Here is a 17443-nt window from a genome sequence, read left to right on the forward strand (position 1 = left end):
CTGCGGCTTGTCGATAACAATGGGGCACCGCAGGTAACCGCAAAATAAGCCGAAAGAATAAACTCCCTTTCGGCTTCAACGCCCCTACCCAAGGTTTTAGCCGTCCCGCGTTAGCCCGCTTCGTTTGTCATTGTTCAGAGTCGGCGATCACCCGGGCGGGGACGGCGACGCGGCGATACGAGAACTCGCGGACCAGTAGAAATAGATTCACAACGAACACGGCGATCCCACTTAAAAAGACGATCAGTGCGACCGCTTCGTTGAAAGAGCTGCGACTAAACGATCGCTCGATGGTCCATATCCAATTTGTAAACTCTTGAATCCCGTATTGTTGTGAGGGGCCGCCGGTGGTTAACGCCATAAAAACCGAGGGCGCCAGCACGCCCAGCGTCAGCAGGGTGGCAGTGACACAGCAGGGAAGTGCGAATGTGTTTCCGAATCGCCACGCGATGGGCAGCACCACCAACCGACTGCCACCAAGAAACATCATCAAATAACCCATCATCAATAATGCAAAGACGATCGGTTCCAATGCATCGTTAAAACCGAACAGAATGGCTACCGATCCCAGCGAGATCATGCCCACGCAACCGGTGGCGGTGGCAAACATGAATCCTGTGCCTGGTCCGGGGCTAAACCACAGCATCATCATCCGCCCAAAGGTTGTTTGCGGCAGCGTTCGCAACACACGCGGGCTTAGTTCCGAGGATTCCCCGAGCATCAACGTGCCCATCAAAAGCCAATAGCCCCCCAAGATCATGATTCCAAACTCGAGGACTTCTTCTTCAGAGTACCACAGTGCGAGCGTCGCGATGCTTGCAATCCAAATCAATTGTTGGGCGAACATGATCCAGCGCAACCGCGTCGACCGATTTTCGGTGATCGGCGCAATCCGGGCTGCGGCCGCACGAACAAACATCACCATGCATGACACTGCTACCGCTGAGAACAGCGATGTGAACACCACCCCCTCGCTGTTCCAAAAAATTTGTTGCTGCATGATGACTTCCAGTACAAATGCACCGCACAAAAATTCGGAGAACACGATCACGCCGAGTAAAACAAGCAGCGTAAAGATTTGACCGGCGCGATTTTGGACCACGGTGGCTAACAGCAACCCAAAGGTGGTCAACAAGATTGAGACCCCGAACACCAACACGACCGTGGTGGCAATCATTACCATGTCGATGCCACGCAGCAGGTAGCAGAAGGCAAAGCAAGGGACTAACGCGGCGAAATACACCATCATCTGCAGGACCGCACTTCCCAGTTTGCCGGTCACAATTCGCATCGACGTCAGCTTCGTGATCGCCAATAGTTCGTAGGTGCCTTCGTCAAGTTCAGCGGCCAACGATCGGTGGGCGGCAAGCGGCACCATCGCGATCATCGGAATGGCAAGCAACAAGTAATAGCCGGACATCAAATCTGCGCCGGACGGAACGAAATAGATATCCGGTGCAAGCGTAACCACACCAATGATCATCCAGAACCACGACGCGATCAGCAGCAGAAAGAAGGTCACGGCAAATTGCCGGCTCTTCAGCGATTGACGCGCCTCTTTGATCAAGATCGGGTTCAAGTGACGCGAAACCCTTTCGCTTTGTTGGTCGATCCATCCCCACCACCCCGGGCGGTCGGTGTCGCGAAGCAGTGGATGTTCGTCGTCCAGTTCTGCCATGATGGGATCGCAGTCGGGTTCAAGTGCGATTGTTGCCGATACGGTATCACTCATTGCACATGTCCCTTCGTGACTTGCAAGAAAACATCTTCCAACGAGTGGTCGCACGGCGAATACTCGAGCACGTCGACGCGAGCGTCACAGAGCAGTCGGAGGATCTCGATTTGCGGTGCGTCACCATCTTCGATCGAAAATCGAATGATCGATTCAACCCTCTTCACATCTTTGGTTTGTGCATGTTGCGAGATCAGTTCAGCCGCCTGATCGGCGTCAGCCGCGACACGCACTAAAATTTCGCGATGCGGCTGCAGCGTGCGGCGGATTTCACTGACGGTTCCGGTCGCAAGCAATCGTCCACGCTCGATGATCCCCACGCGGTCGCACATCTCGGCAAGTTCGGTCAAAATATGGCTGCTGATCAAAATCGTTTTGCCCTCTGCGGCGAGCGAGCGGATGATTTGACGCAGCTCAATTCTCGCTCGCGGGTCCAACCCCGCTGCGGGTTCGTCAAGGACAAGCACCGGAGGGTCGTGGATCAGGGCGCGTCCCAAGCACAGCCGTTGACGCATCCCCTTGCTCAACCCTCGCATTGGCTTGGTCGCCAGCGGACGCAGCCCCGTAAAATCGATCACCCACCGCAATCGACGAATTCGCTCGCGACCGACCAAACCGTACGAACGGGCAAAGAAATCCAGGTATTCGATACAGTTCGTGTCGCTATAGGTTCCAAATCCATCGGGCATGAACCCCAAACGGCCACGCACACGATCGGGATCGTTGACGCTCGAGAGGCCTTCGATATACGCTTCGCCTGATGTCGGCAGTTCCAACGTCGACAAGATTCGCATGCTGGTCGTTTTTCCCGCTCCGTTAGGACCGATATAGCCAAACACGCTGCCTCTGGGGACCGCAAACGAAACATTGTCAACCGCGTGGGTGGTTCCAAACGTGCGGCACAACGAATTCAGTTCGATCATCGGTCCTGCATACGATGTTGCCTGGTAAGTGGTCGCGATCATTTCAATGCTCCCATAATGACATGAACGCTATCTTCGATCTCGACGTCATCGATTCCAAGCGAATCGGATCTCAATGCGGTCGTTGCGATGAATTGATTCGCAGGAATGCTGGCCAGCCATCCGTTGAGCGTTTGGTCGATCACTGAAATTTCCGATCCCGTGCTGCCGCGGCTGTAATACGCGCGTCGGAGTTTTGGAACAAAACTCGCCAACTGCATCGGCGAAATCCCTAGTTTTGCAGCAGCCGAACCGGTTTGCACTGGATTCATCCTAACCGTTTCTGCTGGAGCAACCGTTTGGGTGATCCATCGTTGTTGTTGATTATCACATGCAACCACTTGATACAGCGGTTTGTCGGATTCGTTGGTCACCGACAATCCATTGTCTGTTTGAGAAAACGTGACCAGCGGAGCGGCCTTTTGAGGCTCGAGGTACAGGTATTGAACCTGCGATCGCGAGGGTAGGAAGCGGCCGGAGAATTGTTGGTAGTCGTCGCCAACGTTGATATGGTAAGCGGTTCCCCCATTGCGATGACCGCCGTAATATCGGTTTTCCGCAGGTTTGTTCAGGACGGGGAACACGGCCGCATCGCTGCTGAATTGCAGTCCACCGCTTCTTCCTATCGCGGAAAAGTAGGTCAACCGGTCGTTGTGGACTAAGTAGCCTGTTTGGGCATCCTGCCATGTAATCTGGCGGGCTCGCAATCGAGTCCCTAGACCATCGGCGAAGATCGCGGAAATAAACAAGCCGCTCGTTACCAGCAACGCGAGCGCTGGGGCGGAAAACAGCAGCAAGTACAATCGTTCGTTCTTGCGGAAAAAACGGTAACTCAGCGGGCCGACCAAGACAATGAAGACGGTGTTGATCAGAAAGAACAATTTCACTGGGGGACCGCCAACGGCTTCGATCAACCAGCTCCAATATAGGTCATTGCCAAAGCGGACATCGATCCCGTTTCGCGTCACCCACTGCAATTGCCGCTTGCCGTGCAGATCGGCGACGGTCTGCCACAATTGAAACGATCCCGGGAATGGATCAACGTCGTCGATCGTGGTGACGGTGCCGCGACCCAGCGAAGTGGTTTTGATCGTCGATGCCAATGTTTTTGCAGCACGGTTCTGCGCCGCCGGATGATTGGCTTTGACCAATTTGTCAAAAATGTCTTGGCGTTGTGACAGAGGGGTATTGCTCTGTTTCCACTGCCAATTATTGGATTGTTTGTTGACTCCCGTCCATGACTCGAACTCGAGATCCGTGGTGTCATTGAGTTCCTGTAGTTTGAGTCTGCCCTTGACCCTCGCCGGCGTTACGATCTGGCCCGCCGCGATCGGTTTTAGATTGGGAAACGGAAGCGAGAGACCGCCTGCGTCATAGATCCACAGGTTGCCTCCGGCGGCGACCCAGTCCACGAGCGCATCGATTTGATCCGCAGGTCCGCTGCCAGCCAGCGTTTCAAGCGTGGGCCCATGAATCAGGATGACATCGAGTTGGGAATAGCCCAGCCACGATGAATGCATCGCCTCTGGAGCAATGTTACGGAATTGGACCCATGCCGGTTGGACTTGAGCGACCTGTCGCAAGGATTCAACATGCGACAGCCGGGGGATGTCTGTGTTTTCGTCAATCGGACCGTCCCCCAGCACTGTGGTCAGCGTACGGATGTCCGGAAATGCAGGAAGTCCTGCTGCAGGTGGTTGCTTGAGTGTCGGGTGAATGATGCCCACAGATGTTTTTTGATCCGCGTGGCGGACCGTCAATTGATTGACGAATGCCATTTGTCGACCGCCTTGGACCGTTCGTCCGTCGTCTCGCACTTCGACAAAAATCGCTTCCCAAGGGACGTAATAGGGGACATAAACGACGAAGCCGGCGACGGTGGACTTTTGTTTGACATGGCACTGACAATGAAACGTAAAGTCCAAGTCGCTCGTCCAATTGCTCTGAGGCGACAAGCTGACGTCAAACGTCCGGTCCGAAGCAAAGCTTCCTAGCGGGCTGGTGAAATTCAAATAGATCGGTTGATAGCCATTGGCGGCAACCTTGGATATCTGGACCGACATCGAAAATCCTGCCTTGCGTGCATTCGCGGGCAGCGTTGCCACGGTTTGCGCATGCGGGTCGGATTGGCCATATACGTGTCGCTCGGCGACCGACACCACCGCAATGACAACCAGCAGCATCGAAAGGCGAATGAATGGAGTCACGCGTTGTCCTCGCGAGGGATTGACGGTGCTGTGGAAAGCGAAGCCGGGGCGCCGCTGTGCGGGGTCGGCCGATTGTGCTGGAACGGTTCGAGGATCGCGCCACTGAATCGGGCCAAGAAAAATGCGATGCAGAACATGGCGGCATAAGCGAAAAAACATCCCATCGCCGTGATCAAAATCACGCTAAGGCATTTTGCCCAAAATAGATTGTCCATCGCGCCGGCGCGAAACGCCCACATCACCGCAGCGCAAATTGCGGTCAGTTTTAATAGGAATTTCAGCGAGAGCTGGGGAAACAACCGCTCTCGTAGCGGCTGCTCTTTGACCTCGAGCTCCAGTGATTCTTGGCTCAATCCGTTTGCGGCCGACGAGTCGTTTTGCGACATTCCTTCCGATGGCGGGACTGGGGACATGGTGATCGGTACCGAGACGGGCGAAGCGGACGTGGTTCAGCAATGAAGCCACACAGTCAGACGTAAGCCACCAGTGTAACGTTTGCGAGCCCCCGGTGGACGATTTGGGGGGGACGAAGATCTTTGGTGATTTTGATCCTCGTCGGTTTCGACGTTCCGCTCCGAATCGACTAATCTATTCAGCGGGCTTCCCCGTTCGTCGCTTGCCCTGTTTTCTCACTCCCCCGCCGCATTTGATTGCCATGTTGTACCGAACCTCTTTTTTAGCCACCGTACTGTTTCTATCGTCGTTTGGGATTTCTGCCGATGTCCTCGCTCGCTCGGGGCCATTTCATGCGCAAGGCGAATTCGCGGGCGAAGTGACCGCGACCTCGGTGCTGCTGCAGACGCGTTTGACGAGCGTGCCAGGACCGACGCTTGACCAAAACGGCGATGTCCCCGGAGCCGAAGGAGCTGTTCAGTTTGAGTATTCGCAGAACGCCGACTTCGATCCGTCGCAGAAAACAGCGTGGTTGACCGCCGACGCGAAGCATGACTTTGTCGTTCGCTGCGCGATCAAATCGTTGTTGCCCGATACCCAATATTACTACCGCGTTCACATCGGAACCGAGACCAAGCCGATGCGGACCGGTCCCGTACGTGAATTCAAGACGCTGCCCGCGAAGGATCAAGCGACCAACGTCACGTTTTGCATGGGCAGCTGCATGAATTACGATTCGTTCATTCGTGGAAAGTCCAACGGAGGCGGTCCGGTCACGGCGACTGCCGAGGACAAGCAGCTTGGTTATCCCGTGTTTGCTTCGATGAGCAAGCTCGAGCCTGGTTTCTTCGTCGGAACAGGAGATATCGTTTATTACGACAAACCCAATAACGCTGCGGCAAAGCAGTTGCCGGAGCTGCGACGAAAATGGCACGAGCAGTTTCGTTTCCCCCGGCTGATAGAATTCTTTGGCAAGACGCCTGCGTATTGGTCCAAAGATGATCACGATTTTCGATTCAATGATGCGGACATGGTGGGCGAAAAAATGCCCTCGCCGCAATCAGGGATCGAATTGTTCCGCGAACAGATGCCGATTCATGCATCCGAGGATCGCGAGTCGCCCACTTACCGAACGCACCGCATTGGTCGCGACTTGCAGTTGTGGTTCACCGAAGGCCGCGACTATCGCTCGCCCAATCGCATGGAAGATGGCCCGGATAAATCGCTGTGGGGAAAAGAACAACGTCAGTGGCTCGAAGCGTCACTACAGGAAAGTGACGCGGCGTGGAAAATCATCATTAGCCCCACGCCGATGGTCGGCCCGGACGACGCGTACAAGAAAGACAACCACACCAATCTCGGCGGGTTTCGTCACGAAGCCGACTCGTTTTTTGCTTGGGCAAACGAACAAGGGATTGATAATCTGATGGTGTTCTGTGGCGATCGCCATTGGCAATACCACAGTATCCATCCGAGCGGGGTGGAAGAGTTTGGCTGCGGAGCGCTGAACGATGAAAATTCACGCCGCGGCGTGCCACCGGGTTCAAAACGAGGCACCGATCCCGAAGGAAAAATTGTGCAGCCTTATACTTACGACGAACCGACTGGCGGATTTTTGCATGTCTCGGTCAGCCCAGATCAGGAGAAGTCGAAATTGCAAATTCAATTTCACGATGACCACGGCAAGCTGATGTACGAGGTCGCGAAAGAGCAATAAGCATCCCCGATTGGAATTCATTCGGTGTTTTGAGTGTCGCTGACACCCCATGCCATCTACCGTGATGTTGACATCAGCGATTGGGTGAGAGTTTCAGCTTCGGTCTGTGCTGCCGGTACCTCTTCCCCGACGGAGGAGACTGCTGATTTAGTAGCGAGCAGATGGGCCGGAGGCCGACATTCCCTCTGCCGGTGGCGTGAGCCACCGGATAGCGGAGGTGGGAAAACATAGCCCAGCGGGCGACACACCCGTTGGCAAGCGAGTTGCTCGGTCAGCGATGCAATTGTTGATTTACACGAACCCTACCCAAGGCCAGTCAGGGTGCTGGTGCCACTGGAGAAACGATCGGTTTCGAGGCCGAGGTGTTGCAGGTAGCTGACGAACAAGTTGCAAAGCGGGGGCGGCGAACCGGGGTCAAAGGCGAGATGTTGCCCATGTCTGAAATGGCCTCCTGCGGCAATGATCGGTAAATCTGTATTGCTGTGGCTCGATGCGTTTCCGAGGTTCGATCCCAACAGGATCGCCGTTTGATCCAACAGTGTGTTGTCGCCTTCGCGAACTGCATCGAGTTTTTGCAGCAGTTCGGCAAACAGCCGCATCTCTTCTGTCTCAATGATCGATAACATTTCGATCTTATTGGGATCACGACCGTGATGGCTTAGGTTGTGCCATCCGTCGTCGACGCCCTCCAGTGCGACCACTTCGTTGCCGCCGGCACCAATCATGGTGATTAACCGCGTGGAATCGGTTTGGATGGCCAGGAAAATCATGTCGTACATCAATTGCATCGTGCCGGTAAAGTCGGCGCGATCGGTGATGTCGGTCGGCGGCTTGCGATCGACGGTGGGTTTGGGACGTTTCGACCACTCGGCCGCTTGCACGAGCCGGACTTCGAGCTCTCGGACGCTGGAAAAGTATTGATCCAAGGTTTGGTTGTCTTCGCGACCCACTTCACGCTGGACTTTGTGTGTTTGCTCCAAAACAAGGTCCATCACACTCTGGCCATCTTCGATTCGCCGCATCTGAGCGGCCTTCTCGTCCTTGTTGCCATCGAGAAACAGTTTGGCAAATAGTCGTGACGGACGCGATTCGGCGGGGATTTGCACACCCGATCGCGTGAACGAAAGACTCGATCGATTCGCCGCCAACACCAACGAACCAAATCGCGTGCGGTGGCCAATTTGTTCCGCCGCATATTGGTCGACCGAAATGGTGTTTTGAAAACTAGGTTGGCCGGGGTGGGCGGCGCCGGTCAAAAAACTCTTCTCCGCCGCGTGACCTCCGTCGACATCGGGATGCATCAAACCGGACACGATCGAAACCTTGTTGCGAACCTTTTGTAGAGGCTCCAAGTACGGAGTGACCTCGTATTGCTGACCCGCTGATTTGGGAAATAAGTTGGGGGTGTGGATTCCTAGCGGAGCACAAATCATCAGCATGCGGCGGATATCGCCGTTGCTCGGGTCGGTCGCCGTGCCGAGAGGATCAGCTGCCCCAGCGGAGGTTGTCGAGAACGTCTGCAGCAGCGGCAGCGACATCGCGATGCCGGTGGATCGTAAGATTCGTCGGCGATCAATGCGGAGGTTCATGAGGGGAGACTTTCTCGATTAAGGGCTGCAGTTCAGGGCTGCAGAAACAAGTCACTCGCGACGATTTCCAAAATCAGCGAACGCAGACCGTGATCATTCTGTTTGGCTTGGCTGACGATTGCATCGATGTCACGGCGATCGGCAAGCGTGATGCGGCGACCTAATGCGTAGACGCAAAGCTTACTTGTGATCGCTCGCGTGATCGACGTTTGGTCTTGCAGCAAACATTCGCGGAACTGATTGAAGTCGTCGAACGCGCGACCGTCGGCAAATTGGGAAGCGGTTTCGACTGACGGGCCTTTGCGATAAGAGATTCGCTTGTCGGGGATCTTTTCTCCCTCTCCGAGCGATCGATACCACGTCCGCTCGCCGCCGATTGGATCAAAATGTTCTAAAGCAAAGCCCGCAGGGTCGATGCGTTTGTGGCAGCTTGCGCAGGAATCGACGGATGCATGCTTGCTAAGCTGTTCGCGGATCGTCGTGGCGCCACGAATATCGGGTTCCACCGCGGCAACGCCCGGCGGCGGTGGCGGTACGGTGCGACCGAGCAAATTCGTCAGGACCCAATTGCCACGGAGCACGGGTGAAGTGGTCGTGCCATTGGCCGTCACCTTCAACACACTGGCGTGCGTCAGCACCCCGCCGCGAACGCTGTCGGGTGGAAGTTGCACTCGCTGAAACGTTTCGTTGCCCTTGATGCCCTGGATGCCGTAATGTTTCGCGATCCGTTCATTCAAAAAGGTAAAGTCCGAGTCAATGAAATTTGCGACGCTGAGATCTTCTTGCAAAACATGGGCAAAGAAGTGGCGGGTTTCGCCGAGCATCGCTTCGACCAAAAGAGGGTCATATTCGGGATATAGTTTGCCATCGGGCGTGGTGAATTCGATGTCCCGCAGATCGAGCCATTGCCCCGTGAAATTCTCGACGAATCGCTGGATCTTCGCGTCACGCATCATCCGCTCGGCTTCCGCCTGGCGAATTCTAGGATCGCGTAGCCTGTCCGACGCCGCCAGTTCAAGCAGTCGATCGTCGGGCATCGTCGACCATAAGAAATAGGACATCCGTGATGCGATCGTGTAGCTATCCACACTGGGATCGCGATTGATCAGCAAGAATTGCGGCGAGCATAACACGGCGGTGACGCCGGCTCGCACCGCCTGTTCAAACGTGCGACCTGACTGCAATCGATCGAGCGTTAAACGAACGAACGGTTCGATCTCGGATTCATTGACAGGACGGCGAAAGGCACGCGGCACAAGGTTGCGAATGATTCGCTCGGCATCGTCCTCTGGTTGCGACGACGCGACCACATGACGCTGGACCCCTTTGCGGTGACGCATGTAGACGGATTGCTCGGGGACCATCGTGATCGAGTCGGGGTTGCCGAACAGCCGTTGTTGAGCTTCGCTAGGGAAGCTCTGGTCGATCGGGCCATGCGTTTCGGCCCACGCGATGCCGACGCCTGGACGCGACTCGTGTTTGTCTCGCCACGTGACGTGCTCGGGCCAAATGCGTGGCACGATGTGGATGGAGTGCCCTTCGTCCATCGCGGTGGTGAACTGGATCACGCGAGGGTTCGTCGGCGTCCCGGTGACGTCATAGATGCCAATGAATTTGCGAGTTTCGGGGCCAAACAGCGATCCCGTATAGATGGCGACCGACAACGTTCGATCACCAGGATCGTGCGGCCAAACGGCAACCCGACAGCGATAGACACCGTCTTCGATCGGATGCACCGCGTCGAGTCGGGCGGGAGGCCAACCGGGAGTGAATTTGACGAACGAATTCTCGACTTCGATCGTTCCCCCTTTTTTCTTTTTCACCGAATCGATGTTCTCGCGAACCTGCATCATCTCGACGTGACGCGTTTCCGCAGGTAGTGGCTTGATTCGGCGGATGACCGCGTCAAAGGCAACGTCGGCGGCTTGTAGGTATTGCTCGAGCAGCACCGAAGAAATGCTCAATCCATCGGCAACATTGTCAAATCCTTGCACCGACTGGTCCTCGGGCAGCAGATCCACAAGCGGCACATCGATTTCCAACAGATCGTGAATCGTGTTTTCATACTCGCGGCGATTCATTCGCCGCAGCGAGAGTGGCGGTTCTGATCCTGATCGGGCAACACGGCCGACAATATGCTCGATCGCTGCAGAGGTCGCCGCTGGATCAGGACGGGGCGAATCGGGGGGCGGCATTTCGCCGTGCTGGAGTACGTCGACCACGCGAGACCACGTCGCTAAATCGGCTTGCCACGTCGAGGACGCCGTCAACGCATCAAGCCGTATGCCGGATTCCGCTTCCGATCCGCTGTGGCACTCGATACAGTGTTGCTCGACGAACGCATCGAGCTGAAGCTCGGGTGCCGATGCGGTTTCCGTTGCCAAAGAATCGGCAGGCGGAGCAGCATTGGCGGCGGCAAGTCCCATGGTGAGCGAGACCAGCAGCAACAGAGAGCGGAAAGGGTGGGACATCGGGCGACCGTCACGATTGGTATTCAGCCGTCCCTAGCGTCTCATTCGCATTCCTGACTACTTTTTAACAAGTGACCAATCGCGTCGCTGGCGGCTGCTGGGGATTCCCATCCGTTTTCGGTATTTTGTTACCGTACGGCGGGCAACGGTCATGCTCGCCTTTTTCAGCTCATCGACAAGTTGCTCGTCGCTGTAAGGATTGCTCTTGTCTTCCTTGTCGATCAATTCTTGCAGCTTCAAGCGAATCGTATCCCAAGCAACATCGTCGCCATCTTCGGTTTGCGTTCCTCCGACGAAGAATCGTTTCAACGGCAGAATGCCACGCGGGGTTTGGATCCATTTATCATCAACCGCACGACTCACGGTCGTCACGTGGACGCCCACTTTGTCGGCAATCTGTTGCATCTTCAGCGGTTCGATCGCCTCGGGGCCTTCGTCAAGAAACTTCTTTTGATGCTCGACGATTGCTTCAGCGACTTTGGTCAACGTGCTGCGTCGCTGTTCGATCGAGTCGATCAGCCACTGTGCACTGCTGATCTTCTGTTTGATGAACTCACGTTCTTCCGTTGTGCTGTTGGGGTCCTGCAGTCGGCTACGGTAGTAGTCGCTGATGAACAGCGTAGGAACGCGGTCATCATCGAGCCGGACTTTGTATTCGCCTTCTTCGTCTTGTTCCAGGATGATATCGGGGGTGACGTTGGGAACGTAGGTTTCCATGAACGCCGCGCCCGGTTTTGGGTTGAGCATATGCAGCTCTTCACGGATTTCTTGGATCTGCTCGATCGTGAAATTCGTTTTCTTGGCGATTTGTGGCAACCGGTTCTCGGCCAAATCGACTAGGTGCGAGCGAATCAAGATCTTCATTTCCTCGTAATGAGGAATCGCAGGAGAAAGTTGATTCAGCAGGCATTCGCTCAAGTCACGAGCCGCGATTCCAGCGGGTTCAAGCGATTGCACGATACCAAGCGCCTTTTCGGCCAGGTGCAGGTCTTCTTCGGTGTGGCCGGCTGACAACAAATCAACCAACGGGGTGCGAAGGTAGCCACCGTCACGTGCGTCGAGCGTGCTGATGATCCGTTCGGCCAGCTTTTCGACACGATCATCAATGTCCATCTCGGCCAATTGATGAAGCAAGAAATCGTTCAGCGATTCCGGACGAGATTGGGCATTGGCCATCAAATCGTGGCGTCGATCGGCATCGTCCTGCATGCGGTTGGACGAGCGGCGGAACGAGTCATCAAACGTGCTGGGAAGATCATTGACCATCTTCTCCAAGCGTTCGAAATCGTCTTGGTTGTCATGGTCATTGTCGACCACCAATTCTTTCTCGTCTTCGCTTCGCGTATCGGCCGACGGAGCATCATCGTCTAATCGATCGGGCTCGGTGGGGTCGACATCTTGTTGTTCGAGCAGCGGATTTTCATTCATCTCCTGCTCAATACGCTCCTGCAAAGCCAGCGTCGGCAGCTGCAGAATCTCCATCGACTGGATCATCCGCGGTGCCAACTTCTGAACCTGCATTTGCCGGGCCTGAAGACCCATCGACATCCGCATCGTTGCATTCTCTGAAAATAGGAGGTGGTGAAATCCTGGCACCGCCTGTTCCCAAACCAGTGAACTGGGATTGCTCAGGAACCGGCAATCAGTGCGCCGCAATTCTACCAGCACTCGCTGTGCCATTGGCGAGAAAAATACGGCTTTCGCCAAGAAAAGTTTCGATAGCGTGTTGGTACTATAGTTTTTGCCGGCCCGTCAATGCGTCCGCGATCATTTCGCGATTGGCATATTCCAACACGCTTCCGGCCGTGATTCCCCGGGCCAACCGGGTGACTTCTACCGGATATTCACTCAACAAATTCGAAATGTAAAGGGAGGTGCCGTCCCCCTCGACCGTCGGGTTGGTCGCCATGATGACTTCGACAAAGTTCCCTTTGCGGACACGTTCGACCAGCGGATCGATGGTCAATTGATCAGGGCCGATCCCGTCCAGCGGAGCGATCCGGCCTAGCAATACGTGATACACACCTCGATACGCACTGGATTGTTCCAAGCTCATCAGATCACGAGGCTGTTCGACGACACACAGCCGGGTGTGGTCGCGGTTGGGATCCGAGCAGATCGCACAGAGTTCGGTTTCGGACAAATTGAAGCATGCCGAGCAGTAGCGAACGTCCTTGCGAACTCGCCGAATCGCATCGGCCAGTCCGAGTGCCTCGTGCTCGCTGACCCGTAGCAGGTGGAACGCCAAACGTTCGGCGCTTTTGCGTCCGATTCCCGGTAAACGGCCTAATTGTTCCACCAATTCCGATACGGCGCCGGCATGATTGCTCATCGTGATCAACCGCCTCCCGTCAAGTTTGCCAAAATCCCATCGAGTCCGGGGATGTTGATGTCCATGTCGGCAACCATCTGGGAAATGCCGTCGGCGTAAAGCTGCTTTGCTGCAGCCCCCGCCTGGTTGGTCGCTTCAAGCACCGAGCTCTCAATCACCTCGCTGGAATACTCGCCGCGAATTTGCACCGATTGAACATGCCCAAGCCCGTTCATCAAGACGGTGACGTCGGTTTCGGATGCCGTTCCCGTGACCGTCGCGACTTTCATCTGGTCATTGAGCTGCTGCATCTTTTCAGGCAGCTGTTGGAAGGATCCTATCATCGACGCAATATTGCCGAGATTGCCAAGTCCTTTGAACATATTGAACGCTTAAAAGTTAGGGAATTCAGGAAAGAGACGATCGCTGAGTGCGAATTGTATACCGTTGGCAAACGATTCCCAACACCTTCGATTTTAATCCGAGCCGAGGCGAAAGGGATTGGGGCGGGCGAGCAGAATTCGCCGCTAGCAGGGCCGTTCGGCCCCCAAAGAAGTGCCGTTACCGTCGTGGTGCGGTGCGGAGCAACCGTGTGGTGGTAGCAAGTGAAACGTCCGCATGAGACCGGTCGATGACCCTGCACCGCTCCGCTAATAGAACCCACCGGTTAGGGCGAAAGCGGACGACACTGGTCCGTTCGCCGTGCCGAGCCGCTGATGAAGAGAGCGGCTTTGTCGACTGCAACGCGATCGTTATTTCGAGTGGAAATTGTACGCCGAGTTGTACTGGTCAAAGTCAGCATTGCTGAGACCGACGTTCACGTTCAGATCGAGGTAGGTGTACTCTTCGATCACTTCCAACGGAGCGCCCTGACGTTTTGGCCAATCGTAGGCCACATAACGAATCGGCAAGTTCAGCTCGTCGTCGATAAAGATCTGAGCTTGATGGAACTCAGCACCCGGAGTTCGGGTTGGCTGGGTCACATGCAGCACCGTACAAGTTCGGTCTTTGATCCGTGCGTTTTTGCGGAATTCGCAAGTGACATCGGGGCACTGTTTGGCTTGTTGGCCTCGTTCAATCAGCTTGACGATCAGGTTTTCGATGCCGATTTCGGTCATCGGGTAGCGCTGTCCTCGCATCGCCAACATGCCGTCAACGGGGATCGTCACGGTGGGCAAGAACTTGCCTTTGAATCCACCCTCGTGAGCGACGAGGTAACCATCGTTTTGGTTCTCGACGTACAGGACCTCGCGGCCCTTGACCGAACTTGGTTTCAAAAAGCCGAGATAAACGCTTAGCGGCTGCGTGATTTGGCCGCCATTGGTTTTGCGATTGCGAACCTTCGCATACATGTATTCATAATCGCCGAGCGTATCTCCGACACGCTCTCGTTTGACCAAGATCGCGGTGTAGTCGTTGACGTTCGCACGGCAATGGGCCAATGCGTCTTGGGCCATGTCCAGCGCTCGGTCCAGCGGGTGCTGGGCGATCATCGGCTTGGATGTGACGCTGGCCGCGTTGGCAACGCGGTGGATGGGTTCAACGAGCTGCGGGTCTTCGGCAAAAGTGTTTTGCGTTCCCAACACTCCCGTAACCGAAAGTGAACCAAGCAGGGCGACAAAATGGCGGCGTTGCATTTTCATGAATTTCTTCCTGGAAGTAACGTTGCGGCCTCCATTGCCGCCTAGGTTGTCTATCGCCGAACGACAGTACGAATCATGAAAAGGGAAAGCCTTCAGGGCATCAATCACGTAACCGGCAGATCCGGAACGGTCGCTACGATGATTCGCCGCGCGTCCGCAATCGACTTAAACACACCGTATTTCGACCGGGATTCGTAGCTCCACCATACAGACGGCGACAATCCCGTTTCCAGACCATTTTGGGCGGAATGATGGGGGATCTGACGAAAAAGCGTTGTCTGCGTGTCTTGCGTCGTTCTTGAATCGATTTTTGATCTTTTGCTCAACCACGGCCTCTTGAGTGGCCGATGAGTAAAAAGCGGACAATCGGCAAAGTTTGCCTAGGCTGCCTGGCCCGCTGTCGCTCATTTGCCCTCGGTCGAGTTTTTTTGAAATGATTTCAAACCGTTGTAATGCCGGATCTGGCTTGGCCGCATGCTGGGTGCTCATCGCTCTCGCAGCGGTTTTCGTTTCTTCGGCCGGTGCCGCAGACCTGACATCGGCCGAAGTGAAGGCTCGGCAATCATGGGCCCCGGTCGCCACGGCGAACCAACCGCCGCAACCGCTGCGTGATCCTGTGGATTGGCCCCAACCGGTTCGGCATGCGGTGTCCAGCGACCCCCAGGGGGGCTCGTACCGTTCGGGGCAAGCCAGTCGTTATTCGCAACACGTCCGCACGACGGGATCGGTCGATGAACCACGCTTCGCCGGTCCATCCCAAGCCGAGCCGCCTCGCTATGCCGATGGGGAATCCCCGGTGCACATTTCCGATCAATTCGATCCGCCTGCGGGACAAAACGTGGGACTGCTTTCTGATTTGTTTGGCGGGGCGATCGGTCCCGGCGATCCGACGCCGACGCACCGCGTGATCCGTTCGCCGGAATTCAAGATGCCGAAAAACAAATTGGGCGAACGTTACTCGGAAAAACATCCTCCACATTTGTCGCACCAGCAACGCAAGCTCGGCACGCCTGCAGTGATCCCCCAGGCCAAGGAGAGTGCGAGCTGGAAAACGCCCTATTCCTATGGTTATTTCGGAGCGACCGGCAAGCGCAGTTGGTCCAAGCACACAGGGTATCGGGACCGCTATACCGAATGGATCTTGCGATAATCGTTGGGGCTTGAAAGCGAAGGCGGGATCGGGATCGCCCTTCTTTCAAATTTGGCGGCAATCGGGGTAGGATGTTCGCAACGGACTATGTTGCCGCTGTTTGAAACCAAACTGGTTTTCCCTCCCTTACCGACACACGATAGCGATTCACGATGAGCTCTCCTGAACCTTCCTCGGGGCGTCCGGGCCCCACGTCACCTGCATCGCCCGCTGGCCGTCCCGGTCCCGCTGGCCGACCTGGTCACCGAGGTGCCCCATTGCCTGAGCCTTCGGTGATTCCTGAGAACGGATGGCATTGTGCCCATTACTTCTATCGTTTTCGCCGCGAAGCACTGAGCGCTCGATTGAGCGCCGAATGTCAAAGTCAGTTCAAAGCCGCGTTGCACCCCGCTGCGGAATTGGCACCCGAGCGACTTGCCAGCTACTGGACCAGCGGTCACCGAGCCGATTTTGGCGTGATGATCATGGACCCTGATCCGGCCAAGGTGGATGCGGTTCATCAACGCATTCTCGCACCCCCATTGGGGCAGTTTGTCGAAGCGAGTTGGTCATTCGTGTCGATGAGCGAAGTGAGCGAGTACGTTCCATCGATTGAGGAATACGAGAAACGTTTGATTGCCGGAGGCGAAGTCGCCGGGTCGCCGGAGGTGGCGGCCAAGGTTGCCGCGTATGAGCGACGATTGCCGATCATGAACGAGCAGCGGATTCGCCCCGAATTCCCCGAATGGCCCGCCGCCTGTTTTTATCCGATGAACAAAAGCCGCGTGGTCGGCGCCAATTGGTTCACCGAACCCTTTAGCCGCCGCAACAAGATGATGGCCGAGCATGCCCAAAGCGGGATGGCGTTCGCCGGCAAAGTCAGCCAGCTGATTTCGGTCGGCGTCGGCATCGACGACTGGGAGTGGATGGTCACGCTGTGGGGGCGAAACCCCGAATACTTGAAAGAGATCGTCTACAAGATGCGGTTCGACGAAGCGAGTGCCAAGTATGGCGAGTTCGGGCCGTTCTACGTTGGCTATCGAGCAAGTGCCGAGGAAATCCTCGAGCACTGCCAATTGAAGTAGGACGACCGGCTGATACTCAGTCCGGCGTGGAAACGTTCTGCCGCAGCGGCAATCAAGCCTACGGCTTCGAAAAAATTATAAGCCGAAGCTTTAGTTTTGAAGTTGCTGTTTTTGAGCCGGAGGCACTTTTGGGAATAGCCTTGGACTTTAGTCCAAGGTTATCTTCAGAACTCACGTGTCGGGGTGCGATTTTCCGAGGCCGGA

General features: G+C 55.6%; 13 protein-coding genes. 3 read left to right on the forward strand and 10 right to left on the reverse strand.

Going from position 1 to position 17443, the window contains the following annotated elements; translation table 11 throughout:
- Window positions 1-127: 127 nt before the first annotated feature.
- The 4 genes from ABEA92_RS28785 to ABEA92_RS28800 are packed head-to-tail and all read right to left on the reverse strand — an operon-like array spanning window position 128 to window position 5314.
- Window positions 128-1732 carry an ABC transporter permease gene (locus ABEA92_RS28785; RefSeq protein ID WP_345688873.1) on the reverse strand — a complete coding sequence of 535 codons (1605 nt, stop codon included), beginning with the start codon at window positions 1730-1732 and terminating at the stop codon, window positions 128-130.
- Window positions 1729-2697, reverse strand: coding sequence for an ABC transporter ATP-binding protein (locus ABEA92_RS28790; RefSeq protein ID WP_345688875.1), 969 nt, complete (start codon window positions 2695-2697; stop codon window positions 1729-1731). Before ABEA92_RS28790 ends, ABEA92_RS28785 begins: the two co-directional genes overlap by 4 nt.
- A complete protein-coding gene (locus ABEA92_RS28795; RefSeq protein ID WP_345688877.1) occupies window positions 2694-4901 on the reverse strand; it encodes a hypothetical protein in 2208 nt (735 codons plus the stop codon). The genes ABEA92_RS28790 and ABEA92_RS28795 overlap by 4 nt, the downstream gene beginning before the upstream one ends.
- Complete coding sequence (locus tag ABEA92_RS28800) at window positions 4898-5314, reverse strand: hypothetical protein (RefSeq protein WP_345688879.1); 417 nt, start codon at window positions 5312-5314, stop codon at window positions 4898-4900. The genes ABEA92_RS28795 and ABEA92_RS28800 overlap by 4 nt, the downstream gene beginning before the upstream one ends.
- Window positions 5315-5556: 242 nt before the next feature.
- Here ABEA92_RS28800 and ABEA92_RS28805 point away from each other — a divergent pair, with 242 nt between their 5' ends.
- On the forward strand, window positions 5557-7011 hold the full coding sequence (locus ABEA92_RS28805) for an alkaline phosphatase D family protein (RefSeq protein WP_345688881.1): 1455 nt from the start codon (window positions 5557-5559) through the stop codon (window positions 7009-7011).
- 302 nt (window positions 7012-7313) lie between these two features.
- On the opposite strand, the gene ABEA92_RS28810 is transcribed toward ABEA92_RS28805, so the two are convergent.
- The 6 genes from ABEA92_RS28810 to ABEA92_RS28835 all read right to left on the reverse strand — a co-directional run bounded on the left by ABEA92_RS28810 (window position 7314) and on the right by ABEA92_RS28835 (window position 15025).
- Complete coding sequence (locus tag ABEA92_RS28810; RefSeq protein ID WP_345688883.1) at window positions 7314-8600, reverse strand: DUF1552 domain-containing protein; 1287 nt, start codon at window positions 8598-8600, stop codon at window positions 7314-7316.
- Between the two features lie 32 nt (window positions 8601-8632).
- Window positions 8633-11071 carry a DUF1592 domain-containing protein gene (locus ABEA92_RS28815; RefSeq protein ID WP_345688885.1) on the reverse strand — a complete coding sequence of 813 codons (2439 nt, stop codon included), beginning with the start codon at window positions 11069-11071 and terminating at the stop codon, window positions 8633-8635.
- 57 nt (window positions 11072-11128) lie between these two features.
- Window positions 11129-12619 (reverse strand): RNA polymerase factor sigma-54, encoded by a 1491-nt coding sequence (rpoN, locus tag ABEA92_RS28820; RefSeq protein WP_486348740.1) that lies wholly within the window; start codon window positions 12617-12619, stop codon window positions 11129-11131.
- Between the two features lie 184 nt (window positions 12620-12803).
- A complete protein-coding gene (recR, locus tag ABEA92_RS28825; protein WP_345688889.1) occupies window positions 12804-13403 on the reverse strand; it encodes a recombination mediator RecR in 600 nt (199 codons plus the stop codon).
- A 5-nt stretch (window positions 13404-13408) separates the two neighbouring features.
- Entirely contained in the window at window positions 13409-13765 is a 357-nt protein-coding gene (locus ABEA92_RS28830; protein ID WP_345688891.1) for a YbaB/EbfC family nucleoid-associated protein, read from the reverse strand.
- Window positions 13766-14134: 369 nt separating this feature from the next.
- Complete coding sequence (locus ABEA92_RS28835; RefSeq protein ID WP_345688893.1) at window positions 14135-15025, reverse strand: DUF1571 domain-containing protein; 891 nt, start codon at window positions 15023-15025, stop codon at window positions 14135-14137.
- A gap of 433 nt (window positions 15026-15458) precedes the next feature.
- On the opposite strand from ABEA92_RS28835, the gene ABEA92_RS28840 reads away from it, so the two are divergent.
- Both ABEA92_RS28840 and hemQ read left to right on the forward strand, forming a co-directional pair.
- Window positions 15459-16175, forward strand: coding sequence for a hypothetical protein (locus tag ABEA92_RS28840; RefSeq protein ID WP_345688895.1), 717 nt, complete (start codon window positions 15459-15461; stop codon window positions 16173-16175).
- Between the two features lie 257 nt (window positions 16176-16432).
- Window positions 16433-17239 carry a hydrogen peroxide-dependent heme synthase gene (hemQ, locus tag ABEA92_RS28845; protein WP_425572518.1) on the forward strand — a complete coding sequence of 269 codons (807 nt, stop codon included), beginning with the start codon at window positions 16433-16435 and terminating at the stop codon, window positions 17237-17239.
- The last annotated feature ends 204 nt before the right edge of the window (window positions 17240-17443 follow it).

Source organism: Novipirellula caenicola (assembly GCF_039545035.1).
Taxonomy (GTDB): Bacteria; Planctomycetota; Planctomycetia; order Pirellulales; family Pirellulaceae; genus Novipirellula; species Novipirellula caenicola.

Coding starts and splice junctions, on each gene's coding strand:
- recR (WP_345688889.1), bottom strand. CDS start 13,403: ATGAGCAATCATGCCGGCGCCGTATCGGAATTGGTGGAACAATTAGGC.
- rpoN (WP_486348740.1), bottom strand. CDS start 12,619: ATGTCGATGGGTCTTCAGGCCCGGCAAATGCAGGTTCAGAAGTTGGCA.
- ABEA92_RS28790 (WP_345688875.1), bottom strand. CDS start 2,697: ATGATCGCGACCACTTACCAGGCAACATCGTATGCAGGACCGATGATC.
- ABEA92_RS28785 (WP_345688873.1), bottom strand. CDS start 1,732: ATGAGTGATACCGTATCGGCAACAATCGCACTTGAACCCGACTGCGAT.
- ABEA92_RS28805 (WP_345688881.1), top strand. CDS start 5,557: ATGTTGTACCGAACCTCTTTTTTAGCCACCGTACTGTTTCTATCGTCG.
- ABEA92_RS28800 (WP_345688879.1), bottom strand. CDS start 5,314: ATGTCCCCAGTCCCGCCATCGGAAGGAATGTCGCAAAACGACTCGTCG.
- ABEA92_RS28835 (WP_345688893.1), bottom strand. CDS start 15,025: ATGAAAATGCAACGCCGCCATTTTGTCGCCCTGCTTGGTTCACTTTCG.
- ABEA92_RS28810 (WP_345688883.1), bottom strand. CDS start 8,600: ATGAACCTCCGCATTGATCGCCGACGAATCTTACGATCCACCGGCATC.
- ABEA92_RS28815 (WP_345688885.1), bottom strand. CDS start 11,071: ATGTCCCACCCTTTCCGCTCTCTGTTGCTGCTGGTCTCGCTCACCATG.
- ABEA92_RS28830 (WP_345688891.1), bottom strand. CDS start 13,765: ATGTTCAAAGGACTTGGCAATCTCGGCAATATTGCGTCGATGATAGGA.
- ABEA92_RS28840 (WP_345688895.1), top strand. CDS start 15,459: ATGATTTCAAACCGTTGTAATGCCGGATCTGGCTTGGCCGCATGCTGG.